This is a genomic window from Streptococcus suis, assembly GCF_019856455.1.
In the GTDB taxonomy this organism is placed as follows: Bacteria; Bacillota; Bacilli; order Lactobacillales; family Streptococcaceae; genus Streptococcus; species Streptococcus suis_AE.
The window spans coordinates 1,084,469-1,102,157 of sequence record NZ_CP082205.1 but is presented as its reverse complement, the minus strand read 5'-3'; the positions used below and the strand labels follow the sequence as shown (position 1 = coordinate 1,102,157).

At 42.4% G+C, this 17,689-nt stretch carries 18 protein-coding genes and 5 pseudogenes; 6 read left to right on the top strand and 17 right to left on the bottom strand.

Annotation, left to right across the window (positions count from 1 at the left end):
* Positions 1 to 2: 2 nt before the first annotated feature.
* Together K6969_RS05460 and K6969_RS05455 are read right to left on the bottom strand one after the other, a co-directional pair.
* A pseudogene (locus tag K6969_RS05460) lies at positions 3 to 962 on the bottom strand (hypothetical protein); the annotation flags it as partial.
* A complete protein-coding gene (locus tag K6969_RS05455; RefSeq protein WP_253911843.1) occupies positions 955 to 2,598 on the bottom strand; it encodes a recombinase family protein in 1,644 nt (547 codons plus the stop codon). The gene K6969_RS05455 and the pseudogene K6969_RS05460, both read right to left, overlap by 8 nt.
* 398 nt (positions 2,599 to 2,996) lie before the next feature.
* Between K6969_RS05455 and K6969_RS05450 the strand changes: the two genes are divergently transcribed.
* From K6969_RS05450 to K6969_RS05425, 6 genes and pseudogenes are all read left to right on the top strand, one after another.
* Positions 2,997 to 4,199, top strand: a complete 1,203-nt coding sequence (locus K6969_RS05450; protein ID WP_105115525.1) for an IS110 family transposase — start codon at positions 2,997 to 2,999, stop codon at positions 4,197 to 4,199.
* 196 nt (positions 4,200 to 4,395) lie between these two features.
* Positions 4,396 to 5,250 carry a ParA family protein gene (locus tag K6969_RS05445; protein ID WP_000409924.1) on the top strand — a complete coding sequence of 285 codons (855 nt, stop codon included), beginning with the start codon at positions 4,396 to 4,398 and terminating at the stop codon, positions 5,248 to 5,250.
* A gap of 97 nt (positions 5,251 to 5,347) precedes the next feature.
* Positions 5,348 to 5,581, top strand: a complete 234-nt coding sequence (locus tag K6969_RS05440; RefSeq protein WP_020220349.1) for a peptide-binding protein — start codon at positions 5,348 to 5,350, stop codon at positions 5,579 to 5,581.
* A 48-nt stretch (positions 5,582 to 5,629) separates the two neighbouring features.
* Positions 5,630 to 5,725 (top strand): 23S rRNA methyltransferase attenuation leader peptide, encoded by a 96-nt coding sequence (locus K6969_RS05435; protein ID WP_001809736.1) that lies wholly within the window; start codon positions 5,630 to 5,632, stop codon positions 5,723 to 5,725.
* Positions 5,726 to 5,849: 124 nt separating this feature from the next.
* Entirely contained in the window at positions 5,850 to 6,587 is a 738-nt protein-coding gene (gene erm(B) / locus K6969_RS05430) for a 23S rRNA (adenine(2058)-N(6))-methyltransferase Erm(B) (protein WP_002321849.1), read from the top strand.
* A gap of 169 nt (positions 6,588 to 6,756) precedes the next feature.
* Positions 6,757 to 7,017 (top strand): annotated as a pseudogene (locus tag K6969_RS05425) (topoisomerase DNA-binding C4 zinc finger domain-containing protein); the annotation flags it as partial.
* A gap of 28 nt (positions 7,018 to 7,045) precedes the next feature.
* Here the strand turns inward: K6969_RS05425 and K6969_RS05420 are convergent.
* From K6969_RS05420 to K6969_RS05350, 15 genes and pseudogenes are all read right to left on the bottom strand, one after another.
* Positions 7,046 to 7,207, bottom strand: a pseudogene (locus tag K6969_RS05420) (recombinase); the annotation flags it as partial.
* 54 nt (positions 7,208 to 7,261) lie between these two features.
* Positions 7,262 to 7,452, bottom strand: a pseudogene (locus K6969_RS05415) (stage II sporulation protein R).
* 71 nt (positions 7,453 to 7,523) lie between these two features.
* Positions 7,524 to 7,754 carry a YdbC family protein gene (locus K6969_RS05410; RefSeq protein WP_001206986.1) on the bottom strand — a complete coding sequence of 77 codons (231 nt, stop codon included), beginning with the start codon at positions 7,752 to 7,754 and terminating at the stop codon, positions 7,524 to 7,526.
* 45 nt (positions 7,755 to 7,799) lie between these two features.
* Positions 7,800 to 8,654: a ParB/RepB/Spo0J family partition protein gene (locus K6969_RS05405; RefSeq protein ID WP_000743700.1), complete on the bottom strand. Its 855-nt coding sequence runs from the start codon at positions 8,652 to 8,654 to the stop codon at positions 7,800 to 7,802.
* Between the two features lie 8 nt (positions 8,655 to 8,662).
* Entirely contained in the window at positions 8,663 to 9,628 is a 966-nt protein-coding gene (mobV, locus tag K6969_RS05400) for a MobV family relaxase (protein ID WP_001820668.1), read from the bottom strand.
* Between the two features lie 524 nt (positions 9,629 to 10,152).
* A complete protein-coding gene (locus tag K6969_RS05395; protein ID WP_001170964.1) occupies positions 10,153 to 11,178 on the bottom strand; it encodes an AAA family ATPase in 1,026 nt (341 codons plus the stop codon).
* Between the two features lie 154 nt (positions 11,179 to 11,332).
* A pseudogene (locus tag K6969_RS05390) lies at positions 11,333 to 11,807 on the bottom strand (RNA polymerase sigma factor).
* Positions 11,808 to 11,890: 83 nt separating this feature from the next.
* Positions 11,891 to 12,316 carry a sigma-70 family RNA polymerase sigma factor gene (locus K6969_RS05385; RefSeq protein ID WP_000323895.1) on the bottom strand — a complete coding sequence of 142 codons (426 nt, stop codon included), beginning with the start codon at positions 12,314 to 12,316 and terminating at the stop codon, positions 11,891 to 11,893.
* 94 nt (positions 12,317 to 12,410) lie between these two features.
* On the bottom strand, positions 12,411 to 12,923 hold the full coding sequence (locus tag K6969_RS05380; protein ID WP_321537478.1) for a sigma-70 family RNA polymerase sigma factor: 513 nt from the start codon (positions 12,921 to 12,923) through the stop codon (positions 12,411 to 12,413).
* Positions 12,924 to 13,410: 487 nt separating this feature from the next.
* Positions 13,411 to 13,584, bottom strand: a complete 174-nt coding sequence (locus K6969_RS05375) for a cysteine-rich KTR domain-containing protein (RefSeq protein WP_002779755.1) — start codon at positions 13,582 to 13,584, stop codon at positions 13,411 to 13,413.
* A gap of 51 nt (positions 13,585 to 13,635) precedes the next feature.
* On the bottom strand, positions 13,636 to 15,555 hold the full coding sequence (gene tet(O) / locus K6969_RS05370; RefSeq protein WP_000691759.1) for a tetracycline resistance ribosomal protection protein Tet(O): 1,920 nt from the start codon (positions 15,553 to 15,555) through the stop codon (positions 13,636 to 13,638).
* A gap of 366 nt (positions 15,556 to 15,921) precedes the next feature.
* The gene (locus tag K6969_RS05365; protein WP_001140406.1) at positions 15,922 to 16,296 is read right to left on the bottom strand and encodes a TnpV protein; all 375 of its coding nucleotides are present in this window, start codon (positions 16,294 to 16,296) and stop codon (positions 15,922 to 15,924) included.
* On the bottom strand, positions 16,236 to 16,967 hold the full coding sequence (locus tag K6969_RS05360) for a hypothetical protein (protein ID WP_024402539.1): 732 nt from the start codon (positions 16,965 to 16,967) through the stop codon (positions 16,236 to 16,238). The genes K6969_RS05365 and K6969_RS05360 overlap by 61 nt, the downstream gene beginning before the upstream one ends.
* 94 nt (positions 16,968 to 17,061) lie before the next feature.
* Positions 17,062 to 17,352: a DUF5966 family protein gene (locus K6969_RS05355; protein WP_000893083.1), complete on the bottom strand. Its 291-nt coding sequence runs from the start codon at positions 17,350 to 17,352 to the stop codon at positions 17,062 to 17,064.
* A gap of 13 nt (positions 17,353 to 17,365) precedes the next feature.
* A complete protein-coding gene (locus K6969_RS05350) occupies positions 17,366 to 17,665 on the bottom strand; it encodes a DUF5962 family protein (protein WP_000169469.1) in 300 nt (99 codons plus the stop codon).
* Positions 17,666 to 17,689: the final 24 nt, after the last annotated feature.

The window sequence follows — 17,689 nt, the reverse complement described above, 5'->3', positions numbered from 1 at the left end:
TCTTATATCTCAAGTGCTATTTGTTGCTCCTTTTGAGGTGTTGTATCTTCACTAAACTTGGCCAAAGCTGCATCTATCTCCTCAATCTCTGCTTCTTTTTCCACCAAGGGAGCCAAAACATCATACTTAGCCTTTACAAGCTGATAATCTTCTTCCTTGGGGAAGACTTTTTCAACTTCTACTTTGGCTACTCGTAGTTTATCTTTTAAATCCTTTACCAGCTCTTGCGTCTTTTCTTGGTCATCTATAATATGGTCAATGGCATTACTAATCCGTTGAATGGTTCCCACGTCTGATTTCAAATCAAGAGCGACTGTATATTGGTTATCGCCTACAATCATCAAAGAAACAGTCTCTGGCAAAGGATCACTAGGACCTCGTGTAGTCATTTTTAAATCAAATCCTCTAAAGCTGGCAAGTGTTTTAACTTCCTTGGTCTCTGAGCGGTTATAGGTAATGAGTTTTCGCAGATAGTCCCCTGCTTCTGCACGATTATCCATCGCCTGATTGTCAAACCGCATGACAAAATCTAGCTGTTTAGTTGCTAGGGATTGGGCAATATCTTTATCGTATTGGCTCAACCGTTTTTCCATAATGGGGAGGTGCTTCTCGCAATAGGAAATTGTGTGGCGGTATTCGTCTTTGGAACGATTATAGGCTCGTTTTTGATTTTCTAAAACTGTTAGTTCATTTTCCAACTCCATTTTTAGTTTGAGGTAGGGGTTTCCAGTTGCCAAGGCCTTAAAGTCTGAGGCGGTCATGGTTTGTTCATCAATATCTTCTGCTGATCTCACAGGATCTTTTGAGGTCATAATCTGCGTGATATATTTGAGCTTATTCTCCTGTGTCTGCCAGAGGTAATTGTCAAAGCTCCCTTTGGTAATATAGTGATAAATTTCTACTTCATTGTGCATGTTCCCTTGTCGGATGAGCCTACCATTTCGCTGTACAATATCAGTCGGTCATTTTTTGCGGACAGTTCATACATGCTATCCTTTTCTGTTCTCTGCTCCTGCGTTTGCTCTCGTTTGATTTCTCCCTCCGTATCTTCTTGGCACAAGCAGGACAATACCTTGATGCACCAGAGCCCGGGACATATTCAACGCCGCACACCGTACAATTTTTAGCGGGCATTGCTGCCCACCGTTTTGTAGGTATGATATGTAATTCATCGACAAAGCCGATGAATTTATAGCAAATCTTGATTTCCTGCTTCACTGTTCCGTCTGCCATCTTCTCACGCTCCGAAACAAGTATCTTGTCTATGAGTGCGTTTATAACTGTTGCATCCAGTTCTTTTAAGCCTTGATAATTTCGGATAAGGGCGAGGAAGTCACGGATTCCCCGTGATTTCTCGTAGCTTTCATTAAGAGTTTCCGTCACCTCTTTCAGCCTTGCTTCAATTTCAAGCTGCTCTTTCTGGTATTTCCCCGACATCATCTCAAAATTCCGCTCGGTAATACGCTCCATGACCTTATCCTCGTAGAGAGAGGAAAACAGCCTGTCCAGTTCCGCAAGGCGTTTGTTCAGCTTCTTACGTTCTTTCTCTAATGCTTTCGCCCTGCTCTGGTCTGTTTCCGTGAGCCGCTTTTCTATGGCCCTGACCGCCTTTTCATCATTCACTGCCATATCCGCAAAACAGTTGATGTCGGCAAGAACGGCATTGAATAAATCCCTTGCTTCTATATTGTGGGCACTACACTCGCTTCTTCCGTTTCTTGCATAATTATTACATGAATACTGTACACAGTCGATAATCTCTGGGCGTTTCCTCCTGTGTACGTTCATTGCCCGCAGAGCACATCCGCAGTCCACACACTTGATAACGCCTGCAAAAATATTTACAAATCCTCCCTTGTTCTGTGGAAGCCTACGACTTGTAATAAGCTGTTGGACAATATCAAATTCCTCCTGCGTGACTATTCCCTCATGGGTATTGGGTATCACTTCCCATTCTTCGGGCAGCTTAGAGGGGCGTTTCTTGCTTTTCATATTGGCGGCAATCCGTTTGTAGCCTACAAGATTTCCCGCATATATCGGGCTTCTTAAAATGCTCCTCACGCTGTTCCCACTCCAAATATAGCGTTTGTCCTCGTTCCCCTCAAAATGACGTTCAAAGCCTGTTTCGCCACGCTCCGCCGCATAAGCGGCAGGGCGTAGGATATGCTGTTTATTAAGATGTCTGCAAATTTTGGCAACTCCATTCCCTTTTAATGCAAGGTCGAATATCTCTTTTACAACATGTGCCACTTTATCATCTATCAGCAGATGGTTGTGGTCGGCAGGGTCTTTGATATAGCCATAAGGGGCGGTAGTTCCCATGAATTTCCCCTGTTGAAACCTCGCCCGATATGCCGATTTTATCTTAACAGATATGTCAGCGGCATACATTTCGTTTAAAATGTTGCGGAAAGGCGTGATGTCCATAGCAGATTTATTCAAGGTATCTACGCCGTCATTGACCGCTATATACCTCACGTTATGCTCTGGGAAGAAAACTTCCAGATATAACCCACAATCAAGATAGTTTCTCCCCAGACGGGATAAATCTTTCGTAATCACGCAGTTTATCAGACCGCTTTCAATGTCTTTTATCATATTCTGGAAACTTGGTCTTTGGAAATTTGTACCAGAATAACCATCGTCCACATATATTAATCACAAATCACTTATCACAAATCACAAGTGATTAATCACAAATCACTTGTGATTTGTGATTCCTAATGATACAATATTACTATACAAAAACATACTAAGATTAGTAGTGAAGAAATCTCCGACGGGAGAGAGTACTCACTACTTTTTTCATTCTCAAGATGATAAAGTAGAGGTGTCTTGTTAAGTCGAGAACTCTTTTGACGCTAGACGTCGCGACAAAAACTGGCAAGACACCTGTTTTAGGAAGAATGTTATCAAAGTATGTGGGACGCCAGACGTCGAGTATTGAAAATGACATCGCTAAAACAAGGAATCATTCAAGACAAAGAGGTAGTATCATGCGAGTAGTATTTGGGATTGACGTGAGTAAGGTAAGTTCAGAAGTAGCCATTCTAGTCAATGGCGAGAAGGTACATAACTACACCATGTCCAATGATGCCATTGGCTTTTCCCGGCTACTTGGCGATTTGAAAACCGTCCACAAGCCAGAAATCATCTTTGAAGCAACAGGCGTCTATTCTCGTCGTCTTCAAGCTTTTCTGGATGAACATAGCTACGCTTATACACGGCTCAATCCCTTAGAAGCCAAGAAGCAACTGGATAGCTTGCGTGTGCGGAAAACAGATCAAATTGACGCTGAAAAACTGGCTCAGTCTCAGTTTGTACTGAATCGTAAACCCACTTATATCCAAGAAGAAGTCTATCAAGATCTGCGAGATCTCAGTCGATTCTATCAGAACTTAACCGAGGACATCGTTCGAGCTAAAAATCGTCTGCACAAGGTCTTACAGGTCACTTTCCCTGAATTGGAAACTATCTTGTCAACGCCAACTGGGGAACAATACTGGAACTTGGTCATAGCCTTTCCTTGCAAGGACTTCGTTCTTGAGTTAAGCAAGGATGAACTCTCAAAGAGCATCCGTCTGTCCACTTCAAAACGGATTTCTGACAAGCGTGTGGCTTACTTAGCAGAGAAGCTGACAGCACTAGCCAATCAATCTTATTGTGCCGTTAAGAAAAAATCTCCAATCATGGAAGAGGTGCGTTACTATGCGAAAGAATTGCTTAGACTTTCTGAACAGAGACAAGCAGTCTTAGACGAAATGGTGGAACTAGCCCAACCTTTACCAGAGTATGACATTCTGCTTTCTATTCCTGGTATCGCTGAGACTACTGCAACAAGTATTATTGGCGAACTGGGAGATATTCGCCGTTTTCAGTCTGCCAATCAAATCAATGCCTTTATCGGTATTGACCTGAGACACTATGAATCTGGAAACTTCATCGCTAAGGAACACATTACCAAGCGTGGCAATCCCTATGCTAGAAAGATTCTGTTCAAATGCATTCACAATATCGCTTCAGCTAGTCACACCAATCCTTGCCATATAGCAGACTTTTATGAGAAACGAAAAAGGCAATCGCAAATGACTTCAACCAAGCCACACACGATTGCCTCCATACATCGTCTCATTCGGACAATGTATTACCTCATAACGCATAACAAACTTTACGATTATATTTCAACCCAAAATCAGTAAAATTGTTTATGCCATATTATTGTAACACCTTATCAAAAAATTTCAACATAAGGTGTTGCTTTTGTATACACTTTTTACACTAAACTTTAGTCCAAAATAAAATAATTTCCATATTTGGATTACGAGACTCAAAATATTTTTTGTCAAATACCTTGATGGACTTGACAAATGGTAGAAAAAAGAATGGGGCGTAGTTATGGAGAAGGAAGAACTCAAAATACTTGAAGAATTAAGACGTATTTTAAACAGTAAAAATGAAGCGATTGTTATCTTAAACAATTATTTTAAAGGTGGTGTTGGAAAGTCAAAATTATCGACTATGTTTGCTTACTTGACAGACAAATTTAATTTAAAAGTTTTAATGATCGATAAGGACTTACAAGCAACATTGACAAAAGACTTAGCAAAAACATTTAAGGTAGAATTGCCACGTGTTAATTTTTATGAAGGACTGAAAAATGGAAACTTGGCTTCTTCTATTGTTCATTTGACTGATAATTTAGACTTGATCCCTGGCACGTTTGATTTGATGTTACTGCCAAAATTAACTCGCTCATGGACTTTTGAAAATGAAAGTAGATTGCTTGCTACTCTTTTAGCACCTTTAAAAAGTGACTATGATCTCATTATTATTGATACTGTACCAACGCCAAGCGTTTATACAAATAATGCAATCGTGGCAAGTGATTACGTCATGATCCCTTTACAAGCAGAAGAAGAAAGTACAAACAACATTCAAAACTATATTTCCTATTTGATTGATTTACAAGAACAGTTTAACCCTGGACTAGATATGATCGGTTTTGTTCCTTATTTAGTTGATACGGACAGCACAACGATAAAATCAAACCTGGAAGAACTGTACAAGCAACATAAAGAAGATAACTTGGTTTTCCAAAATATTATCAAGCGAAGTAATAAAGTAAGTACCTGGTCTAAAAACGGCATTACAGAACACAAAGGCTATGACAAAAAAGTTTTATCTATGTATGAGAACGTATTTTTTGAAATGCTTGAGCGAATCATTCAATTAGAAAACGAAAAAGAATAGAATCACAAATCACAAGTGATTAATCACAAATCACTTGTGATTTGTGATTGTTGATGATAAAATAAGAATAAGAAGAAATAGAAAGAAGTGAGAGATCGTGGGAAATTTAGGCGCACAGAAAGCAAAACGAAATGATACGCCAATCAGCGCAAAAAAAGATATAATGGGGGATAAGACGGTTCGTGTTCGTGCTGACTTGCACCATATCATAAAAATCGAAACAGCAAAGAATGGCGGAAACGTAAAAGAAGTTATGGAAATAAGACTTAGAAGCAAACTTAAGAGTGTGTTGATAGTGCAGTATCTTAAAATTTTGTATAATAGGAATTGAAGTTAAATTAGATGCTAAAAATTTGTAATTAAGAAGGAGGGATTCGTCATGTTGGTATTCCAAATGCGTTATCAAATGCGTTATGTAGATAAAACATCTACTGTTTTGAAACAGACTAAAAACAGTGATTACGCAGATAAATAAATACGTTAGATTAATTCCTACCAGTGACTAATCTTATGACTTTTTAAACAGATAACTAAAATTACAAACAAATCGTTTAACTTCTGTATTTGTTTATAGATGTAATCACTTCAGGAGTGATTAAATGAACAAAAATATAAAATATTCTCAAAACTTTTTAACGAGTGAAAAAGTACTCAACCAAATAATAAAACAATTGAATTTAAAAGAAACCGATACCGTTTACGAAATTGGAACAGGTAAAGGGCATTTAACGACGAAACTGGCTAAAATAAGTAAACAGGTAACGTCTATTGAATTAGACAGTCATCTATTCAACTTATCGTCAGAAAAATTAAAACTGAATACTCGTGTCACTTTAATTCACCAAGATATTCTACAGTTTCAATTCCCTAACAAACAGAGGTATAAAATTGTTGGGAATATTCCTTACCATTTAAGCACACAAATTATTAAAAAAGTGGTTTTTGAAAGCCATGCGTCTGACATCTATCTGATTGTTGAAGAAGGATTCTACAAGCGTACCTTGGATATTCACCGAACACTAGGGTTGCTCTTGCACACTCAAGTCTCGATTCAGCAATTGCTTAAGCTGCCAGCGGAATGCTTTCATCCTAAACCAAAAGTAAACAGTGTCTTAATAAAACTTACCCGCCATACCACAGATGTTCCAGATAAATATTGGAAGCTATATACGTACTTTGTTTCAAAATGGGTCAATCGAGAATATCGTCAACTGTTTACTAAAAATCAGTTTCATCAAGCAATGAAACACGCCAAAGTAAACAATTTAAGTACCGTTACTTATGAGCAAGTATTGTCTATTTTTAATAGTTATCTATTATTTAACGGGAGGAAATAATTCTATGAGTCGCTTTTGTAAATTTGGAAAGTTACACGTTACTAAAGGGAATGTAGATAAATTATTAGGTATACTACTGACAGCTTCCAAGGAGCTAAAGAGGTCCCTAGCGCCTACGGGGAATTTGTATCGATAAGGGGTACAAATTCCCACTAAGCGCTCGGGACCCCTTGTAGGAAAATGTCCTAAGTGTGGCAACAATATTGTATTAAAAAAATCGTTTTATGGTTGTTCAAATTATCCTGAATGTACCTTCACTTTAGCTGAACATTTTAGAAAGAAAAAACTCACCAAAACAAATGTAAAAGAATTACTAGAGGGAAAAGAAACCCTGGTAAAAGGAATCAAAACGAAAGATAGAAAGTCCTACAATGCCGTTGTAAAAATCGGAGAAAAGGGATATATTGATTTTATCTCTTTTTCAAAATAAACATAAAAGCCCTTTAAAGAGGGCTTTTATACGTTTTTGCTATGTGCCATCCCTGCTTTTTCACATAATCCGTGAGGATGGATTTCTGTGTCGCAATGCTCGCACTCTCGTTATCCGTACCATCGTCTTTAGATAAGCGGCAATAAATGCCGACTAAATAGATTTTCTTTTCTTCTTTGATTCCTGCCATACTGTAAAACCTCCGTATCTGTCCTATCTGTTTTCATGTCCCATTGCGTACATTCTAAGCGGACAGCCCCTCATTGTCGAAGGTGTCGCCCTCGGCAATCTTCTTCCGAATATCCTCGGAGATAATCGGGACAAACGCTTCTGTAACGGTCTGTGTGCCGACATATTCACGGCTGATTATCATCTGCACTGGTGCTTTTGGCACGATAGCTTTCTCTTTTTATCTGCTTTCTTATCCTCGCCCATACTTAAATCTTCCTTTCCAGACAGGGCAGGGAAGAGTTTGGAAATGTCCCCGCCCTGCCAATCAGATACCATTAATCCTCGCTGTTTAATTCTTTCTGTAATGCTTTAAGGAGTGCCGCCGCTTCATCAGCGTTCAGCGTGATTCCCTTGCCGCACTTTTCACGGTTCGGGGAAAAGCTGCGGATGTCATACTTCGGCTCTTTCCCATTCCATGAAATGAGATTGATTTCCTTTGTGTAGCCACTGTCGCCCGTAGACAATACTGCGATTTCCTTTACGATTTCATACTGGATTTCTCTCATTCTCCATACCTCAACTCTCTGTATTTACTTCCCGAAAAAAGAAGATTAGCGGCTGTCACGGTTGCGTTTCCTCTGCAACTCACGCTCCAAAAGTTTGATGATGGTTTCCTCCATCTGCTTCGGCGTTGTGTTCTTCGGAAAGTATTTTTTCAGCTTGCTTGTGTTGATTTTCAAGGTTTCTTTCTGGTTGCCCTTTTCCTCCGTCATAATCGCAAATATCGTATCCATGTCAAGCCGCCCGCTCTGGCTTAACTGTTTCATCCGCTGTGCCTGTGAGAGTGAGGGCGTTGCTTCTTCGCTCTCCATCGTGGCAAAGAGGTTTTCCTGCTCGTCTTTCTTCAAGAAGGACAGTTCCACCGCAGGCGTGAGGGCGATTTTCCCCTCGTCCACCATCTGCAAAATCGGCGGTATCAGTTCCGTCAGGCGGATAAAACGCTGCACGGTCATCCTGCCCACGCCGAAGCCCTGTGCCACCTTGTCGTCCGTCCGCAACTTCGTCACAACTTGTGACGAGGTTAAGTCTGTGCGGAAACCCTGCCGCTTCATGGCTTCGGATTTCATCTTGTAAGCAAACGCCCGCTCCGATGGCAGGATATTCTCACGCTGCAAATTGCTGTCTACAAGGGTGATGATGGCTCGGTCACGGTCTAAGGGCAGGACAAACGCAGGCACGGTATTTATCCCTGCAAGTTCAGAAGCACGGACACGCCGCTGTCCTGCAATCACTTCATAACCGTCCCCGTCCTCTTTCGGGCGTGTGATTATCGGCGTGACAATGCCAAATTCCTTGATGCTTTCCGCTAACTCTGACAGTGTTTCATCTTCTGCCACATGAAACGGATTGTCGGGGAACGGGTACAAGTCTTTGGTCTTTAACACCTTAAAATCCTGTTTCTTCATTCACATATCTACCTTTCTTTCGCTCTGCTTCTATGATTTTTCTGCAATTCTTCCAACACTTCGGGCGGTATTTTTGACAGCAGCCGCCCCATCTGCTCGTTGGTTCTCTGCAATTCAAATATCTTCTGATTCGCTTTCTGCACCTTTAGTTCCTGCTCGTACTTTTCATCACGCATACGCCCCGCATAGTCTGATTCCTGCCCAATTCTCTCTTTCAAACTGTCGATATACGCCTGCTGTTTCCCGATTTCCTTAGAGAATTTCTCCACGTCTGGCAGCCATGCAGAGAGTAAATCTAACGCTTTATCCCTTTTCTTCCCTGCGTTAAAGGCGTTGATGTCGGATAGGGCAGACACGATTTCTTCATACTGTTTATCAAGCCTGCCGCCTAATTTATAGAGCCATGTGGGGACGTGTTTCCGCTTGGTTTCCATTGAGGACTGCCCCCGTTCAAGCTGATTCCACCGTGAGGACATCCGCTCATGGTAGGCGGTCTGCCACTCGGATAATGATTTCTGGTTGCCTAAGATAGCTTTCGCTGACAGCTTATTGTCTGGCGTAATCGGCACAAAGCAGAGGTGCATATGGGGCGTTCTCTCGTCCATATGGACGACAGCGGAGAGGATATTCTGCTTTCCAACACGCTCCGAAATGAAGTCAAGAGCCGTCTGGAAATACGCTTTTTGTTCTTCGGGCGGTAACTGGTTCATAAATTCTGGTGAAGCTGTGATGAGCGTTTCCACCATCATCACGCTGTCTTTCCTTGTCCTGCACCCCGCTTCGGCTACCATGCGGTTAATCTCTTTCTTGTAGGTGTACTTTGGTGGTGCTATGAGATGGTAATTGTTTTTAGAGCGTTCCATATCTATATCTGGGTTGCTTTTGTAGGCTTCTTTCTTCCGCTCGTTGTGGCGTTCACAAGCCGCAACGCCGCCCGCTTTTCGTTTCTGGAAACGCAGGATTGCATAAGGCATAGGCGGATTCCTCCTTTCTTTCGGCGGGTGACCGTCCTTTGGGGTGACAGCGGTGACGGTGGTGACAGCAGTTTTGGGATACCCCCTGCCGACTGCCGCAACTGTCACCCTCACCCCCTGCATGACGGTCATGTCGATGATGACGGTGTTTTTGGGATACCCCCCTCGCAAGAGCCGTCACCGTCATGCCGCCATTCTTTTATCCGAAGCCGTAAGGCGTAGGATAGCAGGGCACAGCCCTGCCTTAAGGGAGTCCAGAGGGAACGTCTGGCACACGACTTTGCAGGGCAAAGTGTAGTGTGTTACACCCTGTAAACGCAGTCGGAAAAATCGGAATGATTTTTCTGACCGCAGGGGTGGTTTTACACGACCGAAAAGGGCGAGTAAATCTCACGCCTGCATTTTGCGTTTACGGGGTGTTCTCCCGTAGGGATGACAGCGGCAGGGTATCCTAAAATCACTGTCACCACCGTCACTGCTGTCACCCGCAGGGCAGAGCCGCCAGCTTTACATGGCTTTAAGCGTCAATGACAGTAACAGGGGGGTATCCTAATATCGCTGTCACCACCATCACCGCTGTCACCCGCCCTCCTTGCAAGGGCAATCCGCCTGCCGTCTTTCCTGCGGCTGTACTGGTAGCAGATACGGTTCTCGCTTAAAAATGTGGTGCGGTATTCATTCAGCCATTTCGTAATCACCGTGGGTATGGTTTCCGTTTCCCCCATAGCGGCTAACAGTTCCGTTGCCGTGCCTATCCATTCTTCCTTATCCCTCATAAAATCCACCAACCGAAAAAGGACATCTGGTATCGTTTCTTTCGCAAGCTGCTCCTGCGTTTTCCGCTCCACAAGCTCCCAACGGCAATCACGGAAACGCAGCGTGTATTCCTGATAAGGCGTGTCCCTGCCCGTCACATACAGCTTGGCGGTGTCAGACGCACGTTTCTCCTTTTCCAGAACAAAGGTAGCGTCCGCACTCCCCGTTAATCCTGTCGTCCCAGACACCTTGTTGAACACGTCGCTGTCATTCTGCTTTCGGATGTGGTGTACGACAATGACCGCCAGAGAGTGCCTGTCGGCAAAGTCTTTGATGAGGGAGATGTCCCCATAGTCGCTTGCATAGGCATTGTCTTTTGAAGCTGTACGGACTTTCTGCAAGGTATCAATGACAATGAGCCTGCTGTCTGGGTAATCTTTCAGATAATCTTCAAGCTGCACGATAAGACCGTCTGACAGCTTGCAGCTTGCCACGGCAAAGTGGAGCCGCCCGCTTGCTTCGTCCGTCAAACGAAATAACCTGTCCTGTATGCGGCAGAACGTGTCCTCAAGGCAGAGGTAAAGCACATCGCCCTCCATTGTCGGCATATCCCATAAAGGGATTCCCTGCGACACGCATAAGCATAGCTTCAGCATGAGCCAGCTTTTGCCTATCTTCTGTGAGCCGCAGAACAGCGATAAGCCTGTCGGGATAAGGCTGTCCACCACAAAGGATGGTTTCTCAAGCGGTTCATAAAGGAGCGTTTCGGCGTTGACTGTCTGTAACTTCTGCATGGCTTTCCTCCTTTCGGGCGGTGTCTTTGTTTTCGTTGCACATAGGCGTTGACCTCCTTAAAAATAGATTTACTCCCACGGAAAAAAGTGAGAGTATGTAATGCCGCCAATCCCACACAAATAAAAAACAGATTTCTTTTTCGGGCGGTGTCAGTCACGGTTGGAGATATTTCTTCAATTTCCGCCTTTACTTTCTCCTTTGCAATCGCAACAGATTTCTGTATTGCCGAAGCGGTGCAATGCTCCATAGCGGCGATTTGGTAAAAATTGAACTCATACTCGTAGTAGAGCAGGAAACGCCGCCTTTGTATCTCTGGAAGGCTCCCAACCGCCTTATAGAGCGTTTCATTCCGTTCTTCCTCAACCATGCGTTCATCAAGGCTCTTAGGCACACGCAACGCCCGTCTGTAAAGGGTTTCGTCCCATACCTCGTTAAACTCCCTGTGCCGCTCGTCCCATTAGAAAAGATTCCTGTTCCTGCGCTCCATCTGCCGAAACTCCATAAAGAACTGTTCCGACACTTCCAACTCGTGGGATTTGCCCTGCCCGTCCTTAAAGCTGATAAAATACCTTGTGCCGCTTTCCGTGGATTCCTCCCGAAGCGTGTATGCCTTAACCCTGTATGCCATCCTGTTGTCCTCCTGCAAAAAATGAGTGAGGGGATTTCCATCCCTCACCCAGTAGCCCGCAGGATGGCAGGCTGTTTTAGAAGCTATAAAATTTTCCGCAGCTTCTTCCGCAGATGGTCTAACCTCGCATAGATGGCACCAGTCGTCAAATGCACAAGCGGGGCAATCTCCTTTGTGGAATACCCCTGCATTTTCAGCAGGACGATTTTCAAGGTACGCCCGTCCACCGTGACTAATACTTGATAGAGATTTTCGCTCTCAATCTCTTCCAGTAACTCCGCAACCGTACCCACTTCCGCCTGCCGCTCCCTGCCTGCCATGTCCTCAAGATATTCCGCAACGTCATTCGTCCATCGGTAAAACCGCCTGTTGGAATTGAAGTCTGCCCTGTCCGCCATGCGTATCTGCTCAATGGTCGCTTCATCAACGCCGCACTCACGCAGCAGCTTTTCCTCCGCTTCTTTCCAGATACGCCATTTCCTGTCCTCCCGTCCGTGGTTGTATGCCATTCTTACTTCCTCCAATCAGAATTGATTGAGAGGGCAGAGAAAAGCCCCCTCATCTTCCCAAAGGAAAAAACAAGGGGGCTGAACGCCTTAAATTTTAATTTTCTATTATCTTTCTTAGTTTTATTAGGATTCTGGCTTTGCGTTTGTTTACAACGCTCTGGGTTATGCCCAACCTCGCCCCGACTTCACGCTCAGAAAGTCCGTCAAAAAAGATTGCCTGTATCAGCTCCTGTTCACTATCCGACAGCAAAGGCAGGGCGGCTTTCAGCATGTCCACCATGACCGCATTGACAACGGTTTCTGCAATGTCCACCGCTTCATCAGTGATAAAGTCCAGAGGATTCCCCTCGCTGTCCGTAAATCCGTCGAGAGATAGCAGTCTATTCTTTGTATCTAATTTTTGCAGATAACGCCACCGTTCCTTGTCACGGTAGAAGTCTGTGTATTGCTCCCTCACGACTTCAAGCAGACAGCCTTGAATGGGGATAAACAGCTTGTCCATATAGGTCTGGTCGGATTCCCTGCAACGGCAGAACTCCGTGTAGGATAATTCCACATAGCCGCCACTTTCTCTGATATATACCTTTCTTGGTGCATATTTCACCATAAATACCTCCCATCTGAATTTTTGAAATGTAAAAAATCCAGATGGAGAGGCGGAGAACGACACCGCATATCAGAAACAGCCCTACGGCACTTTCCAACAAAAATCGACAAAAGAAAAACCGCAAAGGCTCTGTGACCTTTACGGTTATAGGAAATAGTAATTCTATTGTATGGAGATTGTACTTCTACTTTCAAGGTGAGAAGTACCGTTGCACTGGCAGAAATTTTTTTAACTGGTTTCCTGCCGTTCTCTGATATGCTATGTATTGATAAATTTTGCTTCGTATGAGCAGATAGATAACTGCCCGAAAAAAGGACATAAAAAAATCCCTCCAAATTTAAAAACAAATTCAGAGGGTAATTTAGGGTATAACAAAATAACCCACCCGAATATCGTTTTTTTTATTTGGTGAGTTTGTTCTTTCAAATACGAAACAAAAAGAGCCGATGATTCGTGAATTGTTCCACAATTTCATCGGCTCTGCGTCTTAAGCGTCTGGCTCTTTGATGACAGTTATCTTCAAGTTGTCAACTTTAATCAATCTTTCTTGTCTGCATTTTGGACAATAAAGGGGATAATTCTCCAAAACAGTGTCCTTCCTAATTTTATTACGGGTTTTGCTCCCACAAACAGGACACAATATCCATTCGCATTTCATCATAATTAGTCTCTAATCCTTTCAAATCTCATTTTATATGACTTTTGCAAGCTGTTAAGCTAACTTGTGGAACATATGCCGAACCTTATCTATACGGCTATTCGGGCGGCGGGGTTGGCAAATAAATTTACCAATAGCTGGCTGGTATCCTTTTAACTCTGTCAAGCAGACTCCCTGCCCATTTGTGAAATAAGTTAAATCGTTCCTGTATTCTTGAATACATCTGGCAGGGATTTCTCCTTTCAGAATGACCTCGTCATTCTTTACCTGAGTACTTACAATATCTGCACAATACCTTGGGGCATCATGATACGCCCGTGAGAGATATTCCTGCGGTGCATAAATTTCAAAGTGGAGATATGGCTCTAATAGTTCTGTCCCTGCTTTTTTTAAAGCCTGCTCCAATACGATAGGGGAAAGCAGCCGAAAGTCTGCGGGGGTACTTACAGGACTATAATACAATCCATATTCAAAACAGATTTTACAGTCTGTCACTTTCCATCCATACAGCCCCTGCTCGCAGCCATAAAGAACCCCCTCCATAACCGCATTTTGGAACGATTGGTTTAAATATCCAAGTGAAACTCTGCTTTCATACTGCACTCCGCTTCCAATAGGGAGCGGCTCTATGGACAACCCGACAGAAGCCCAGAAAGGATTTGGCGGGACTTCTATGTGGATGGTATATTCTGCTTTTCTAAGCGGTCTTTCCATATATATAACAGTAGGCTCTTTTATTTCTGCCTCCACATGGTATTTTTCCTCAAGGATGGCACAAATGACTTCCATCTGCACATTCCCCAAAAAAGAAAGTATAATCTCATGCGTTGTAGTATCCACATAATATTTTAAAAGAGGGTCGCCATCTGAAATTTCTGTAAGTGCCCCAAGCAATATTTCCCGCTGTTCAGATTTCTTTACTGCAATCGTTGTTTGGAGCATAGGGAGAGGATTTTCAATAAATTTTCTCTGCGGCAACAGCATTTCGTTCCCCAAAATACTGTTTAGCTGCAAAACATCATTTGGTAAAATTACAATATCACCAGAGCAGGCTGTATCGGATGAATATAATTCACCGTTTGTCGGAACACACATCTCTGTGATTTTTATTTTCTCTTTTTCAGATATTTTAATAACATCCCTCAAATGCAATGTTCCGCTATATATACGCACATAAACAAAACGCCGCCTTTTCTCTGAATATTCAATCTTAAAAACCTGCCCGCATAGTTCAGATTGACCTTCAGGCGTTGATGAATAAAACTTACTGGCAATCACTTCTATAAGCTGCCGAATCCCCAGATTGTTTTTAGCACTTCCGTGATAAACGGGAAATAACGTTCCGTTTTGGAATCTCCTGTTTTCTTCCTGTTCCAGTTCTGACATTTTAAACGGTTTCCCTGACATATATTTCTCTAATAGTTCATCGTTTCCCATAATTACCGCATCCCACTGTTCCATATCGTCATTGTCCGTTACATTTATATGGGGATGCTGCCCAACCTTTTGCTTCACTATAATTTCCGAAGAAAGCTTTGCTTTCATTTCTTGATATACCATTGGCAAATCAATCCCCTCTTGGTCAATTTTATTGATGAAAAAAATTGTCGGAATCTTCATTGTCTGTAGTGCATGAAACAGTATACGAGTCTGTGCCTGTATGCCATCCTTTGCAGAAACTAATAATACTGCTCCGTCTAATACGGATAAAGAACGGTATACTTCCGCCAAAAAATCCATATGGCCTGGCGTATCTATAATGTTGACTTTTACATCCTCCCACTGAAAAGATGTCACTGCTGTCTGGATAGTGATTCCCCTTTGACGCTCCAAATTCATTGTATCTGTCCTTGTTGTGCCTTTATCTACGCTCCCTGGTTCTGCAATTGCACCACTGGTATACAATAAACTCTCCGTTAATGTTGTCTTTCCTGCGTCAACGTGAGCCAGAATGCCTAAGTTAATTATTTTCATGTGATTTTCCTCCTATCAACACCCAAAAAAGGGCATAAAAATACCCAGTGATAAATACTCCTATCACTGGGTAAATAACTCCAATAGCCCCAAAACACTTATATGTTTTCGGGCATATAAAATTACATGATAAAAGTATTATTAAACTGGGTACAAAAAACTAAGCCCCATATTAAAAGTGAAACGGGACTGCTACTTTTTGTTCCCACTATCAAATTGACAGTTTATTTAAGAATACCTTGCCGCATATTTATTAACTCCTTGTATAATACTGAATCTAATTATATTCCTTAACCCTTTATTTGTCAAGCTGACAAACTAAAGCAGAAAAAGCGGCAGGATTTCCCCCTGCCACTAATCATCTGTTTATGCAAAAATAATTTCCTTTTCCACAATCTCCCTCGCACAAGCCCTTATGTTATTGAGGCATCCTGTCCATTCTAAGGCGTTTTCTGCCTTTAGCTGTTCCGTTATGCCCTGTGCCTGTTTCATACCCTCTATGAGCCTTTCAAAGCGTTCCTGTGCCTGTCTGTCAATGTCGGCAAGGTAAGCGTTAAGTCTGCCGCTTGTAAGAAGATTGGTGTATGTAACTTTGCAGTGATGCTTCAGATAATCCAAATGCCGCTGTCCCCAGATGCCTATCGGCTGTTCTTCTTCGGCGGGTACAGTTAAGCACGGTATTAAATAATCGCCTTGCCTTTCGTATTTGCCGCCCATTTCCTCAAAAATTGTCTTTGCCATTGTCTGTTACCTCCACATTCTTTTTTATTTTGAATGTCCGCAAAATCCGTCCTACATCCTTGGATCGTTGGTATGCTGGAATTTGCACCATCTGTGGCTTCTTTAATGTCCTCCAGTTTCCCATTCCAAATGGTCAACTGATTAACCAGGAGCTTGTCGGAAACTTTGGAGTAGGATAACATAACCGTCTTGGTTTCTGTTTGAGAGGTTCGCTGTTGTTGCTCACTCAAATCAGATACATAGGTCACTTGATAGGTAACTTCCGCAAGTGCAACATTACTTTCTGTATTGACATAGATACTGGCTGATTCAAATCGGTAGTCAAGCATATAGTCTTTATAAACTTGATTGATCGCTTTATTCTGATTTGCTTCCTCTTCTGAAAATGCCGAGTCCGTCATGTAGGGTTTGATACGAGCGTTATTTTCACCCAGCTGGACCTTGGTGAAATATTGAGTGAGAAATTCATTGACAAGCTCATCTGATAGGACTGTCGCTCTTTCCTCCTGCTTTTTCTTTGACACAAGTTTATTGGCTTCTGCTCGTATTTGGTTCTCTGTTTGCTTTGAAATGGTTTGTGAGCCAATCGTGTAGCCAATCATGACCATAAAACTGACTGCGATTAAACCTCCTAATCCAATCAGAAATCGAGCTTTCACTTTATTTAACATGGCTTACTCCTCTATTAGTGATAGCTTCATCATATCAAGATTAGCTTGGAGATTTTATCACAAGAAAAAGGACTACCAGTAGGTAATCCCCATGTTAAACGATTCTATTTCTCCACCACCTCATACTTAAGCTAATAGCAAGAAATAAATTCAATGCAATATAAAATCCAGTGAAACTCCATATGCCATTAGCTGCTAAATCTTCTGAATATAGGTGTCTTTCTGTGAAGAATAGGTAAATTCCATATATTTCAATAAAGACTAATCCACTGATGAGTCCGATAAGAAATAAAGCACCTGAAACTTTCACAATCCGATAAAGGACAAACAACATCAGTCCTATTGCTGCGATAATCAAAAGGCTTTGTAGAATTTGCTCCAACATCTTACACCTCTTTCTAGGCTAATTGCTTGCGATAATAGTCAGCCTGTCTCTTGTCTAAATCATCAAGTTGGGCAACCAAATCAAGGTATTCTGCCTTCGTCACCTCATCTAAGTTTGGAAAATCATTCTCACGACTTGTGATGATGAGTTCCAGCTGTCCAGTGATTTCACGCTTTGAAAAGCTATAATCAAGAGTTTCATCTTCATACTGTTCCTTTAAAGCTTGGTAGTTGGCTCTATCCTCTGGGCTTGTAAAACCTTGTGCCAACCATTGTTCAAGTTGATAACGTATTTCTTCTACTGTTTTGGTCATGGTCTGTGCTCCTTATGTGATTTC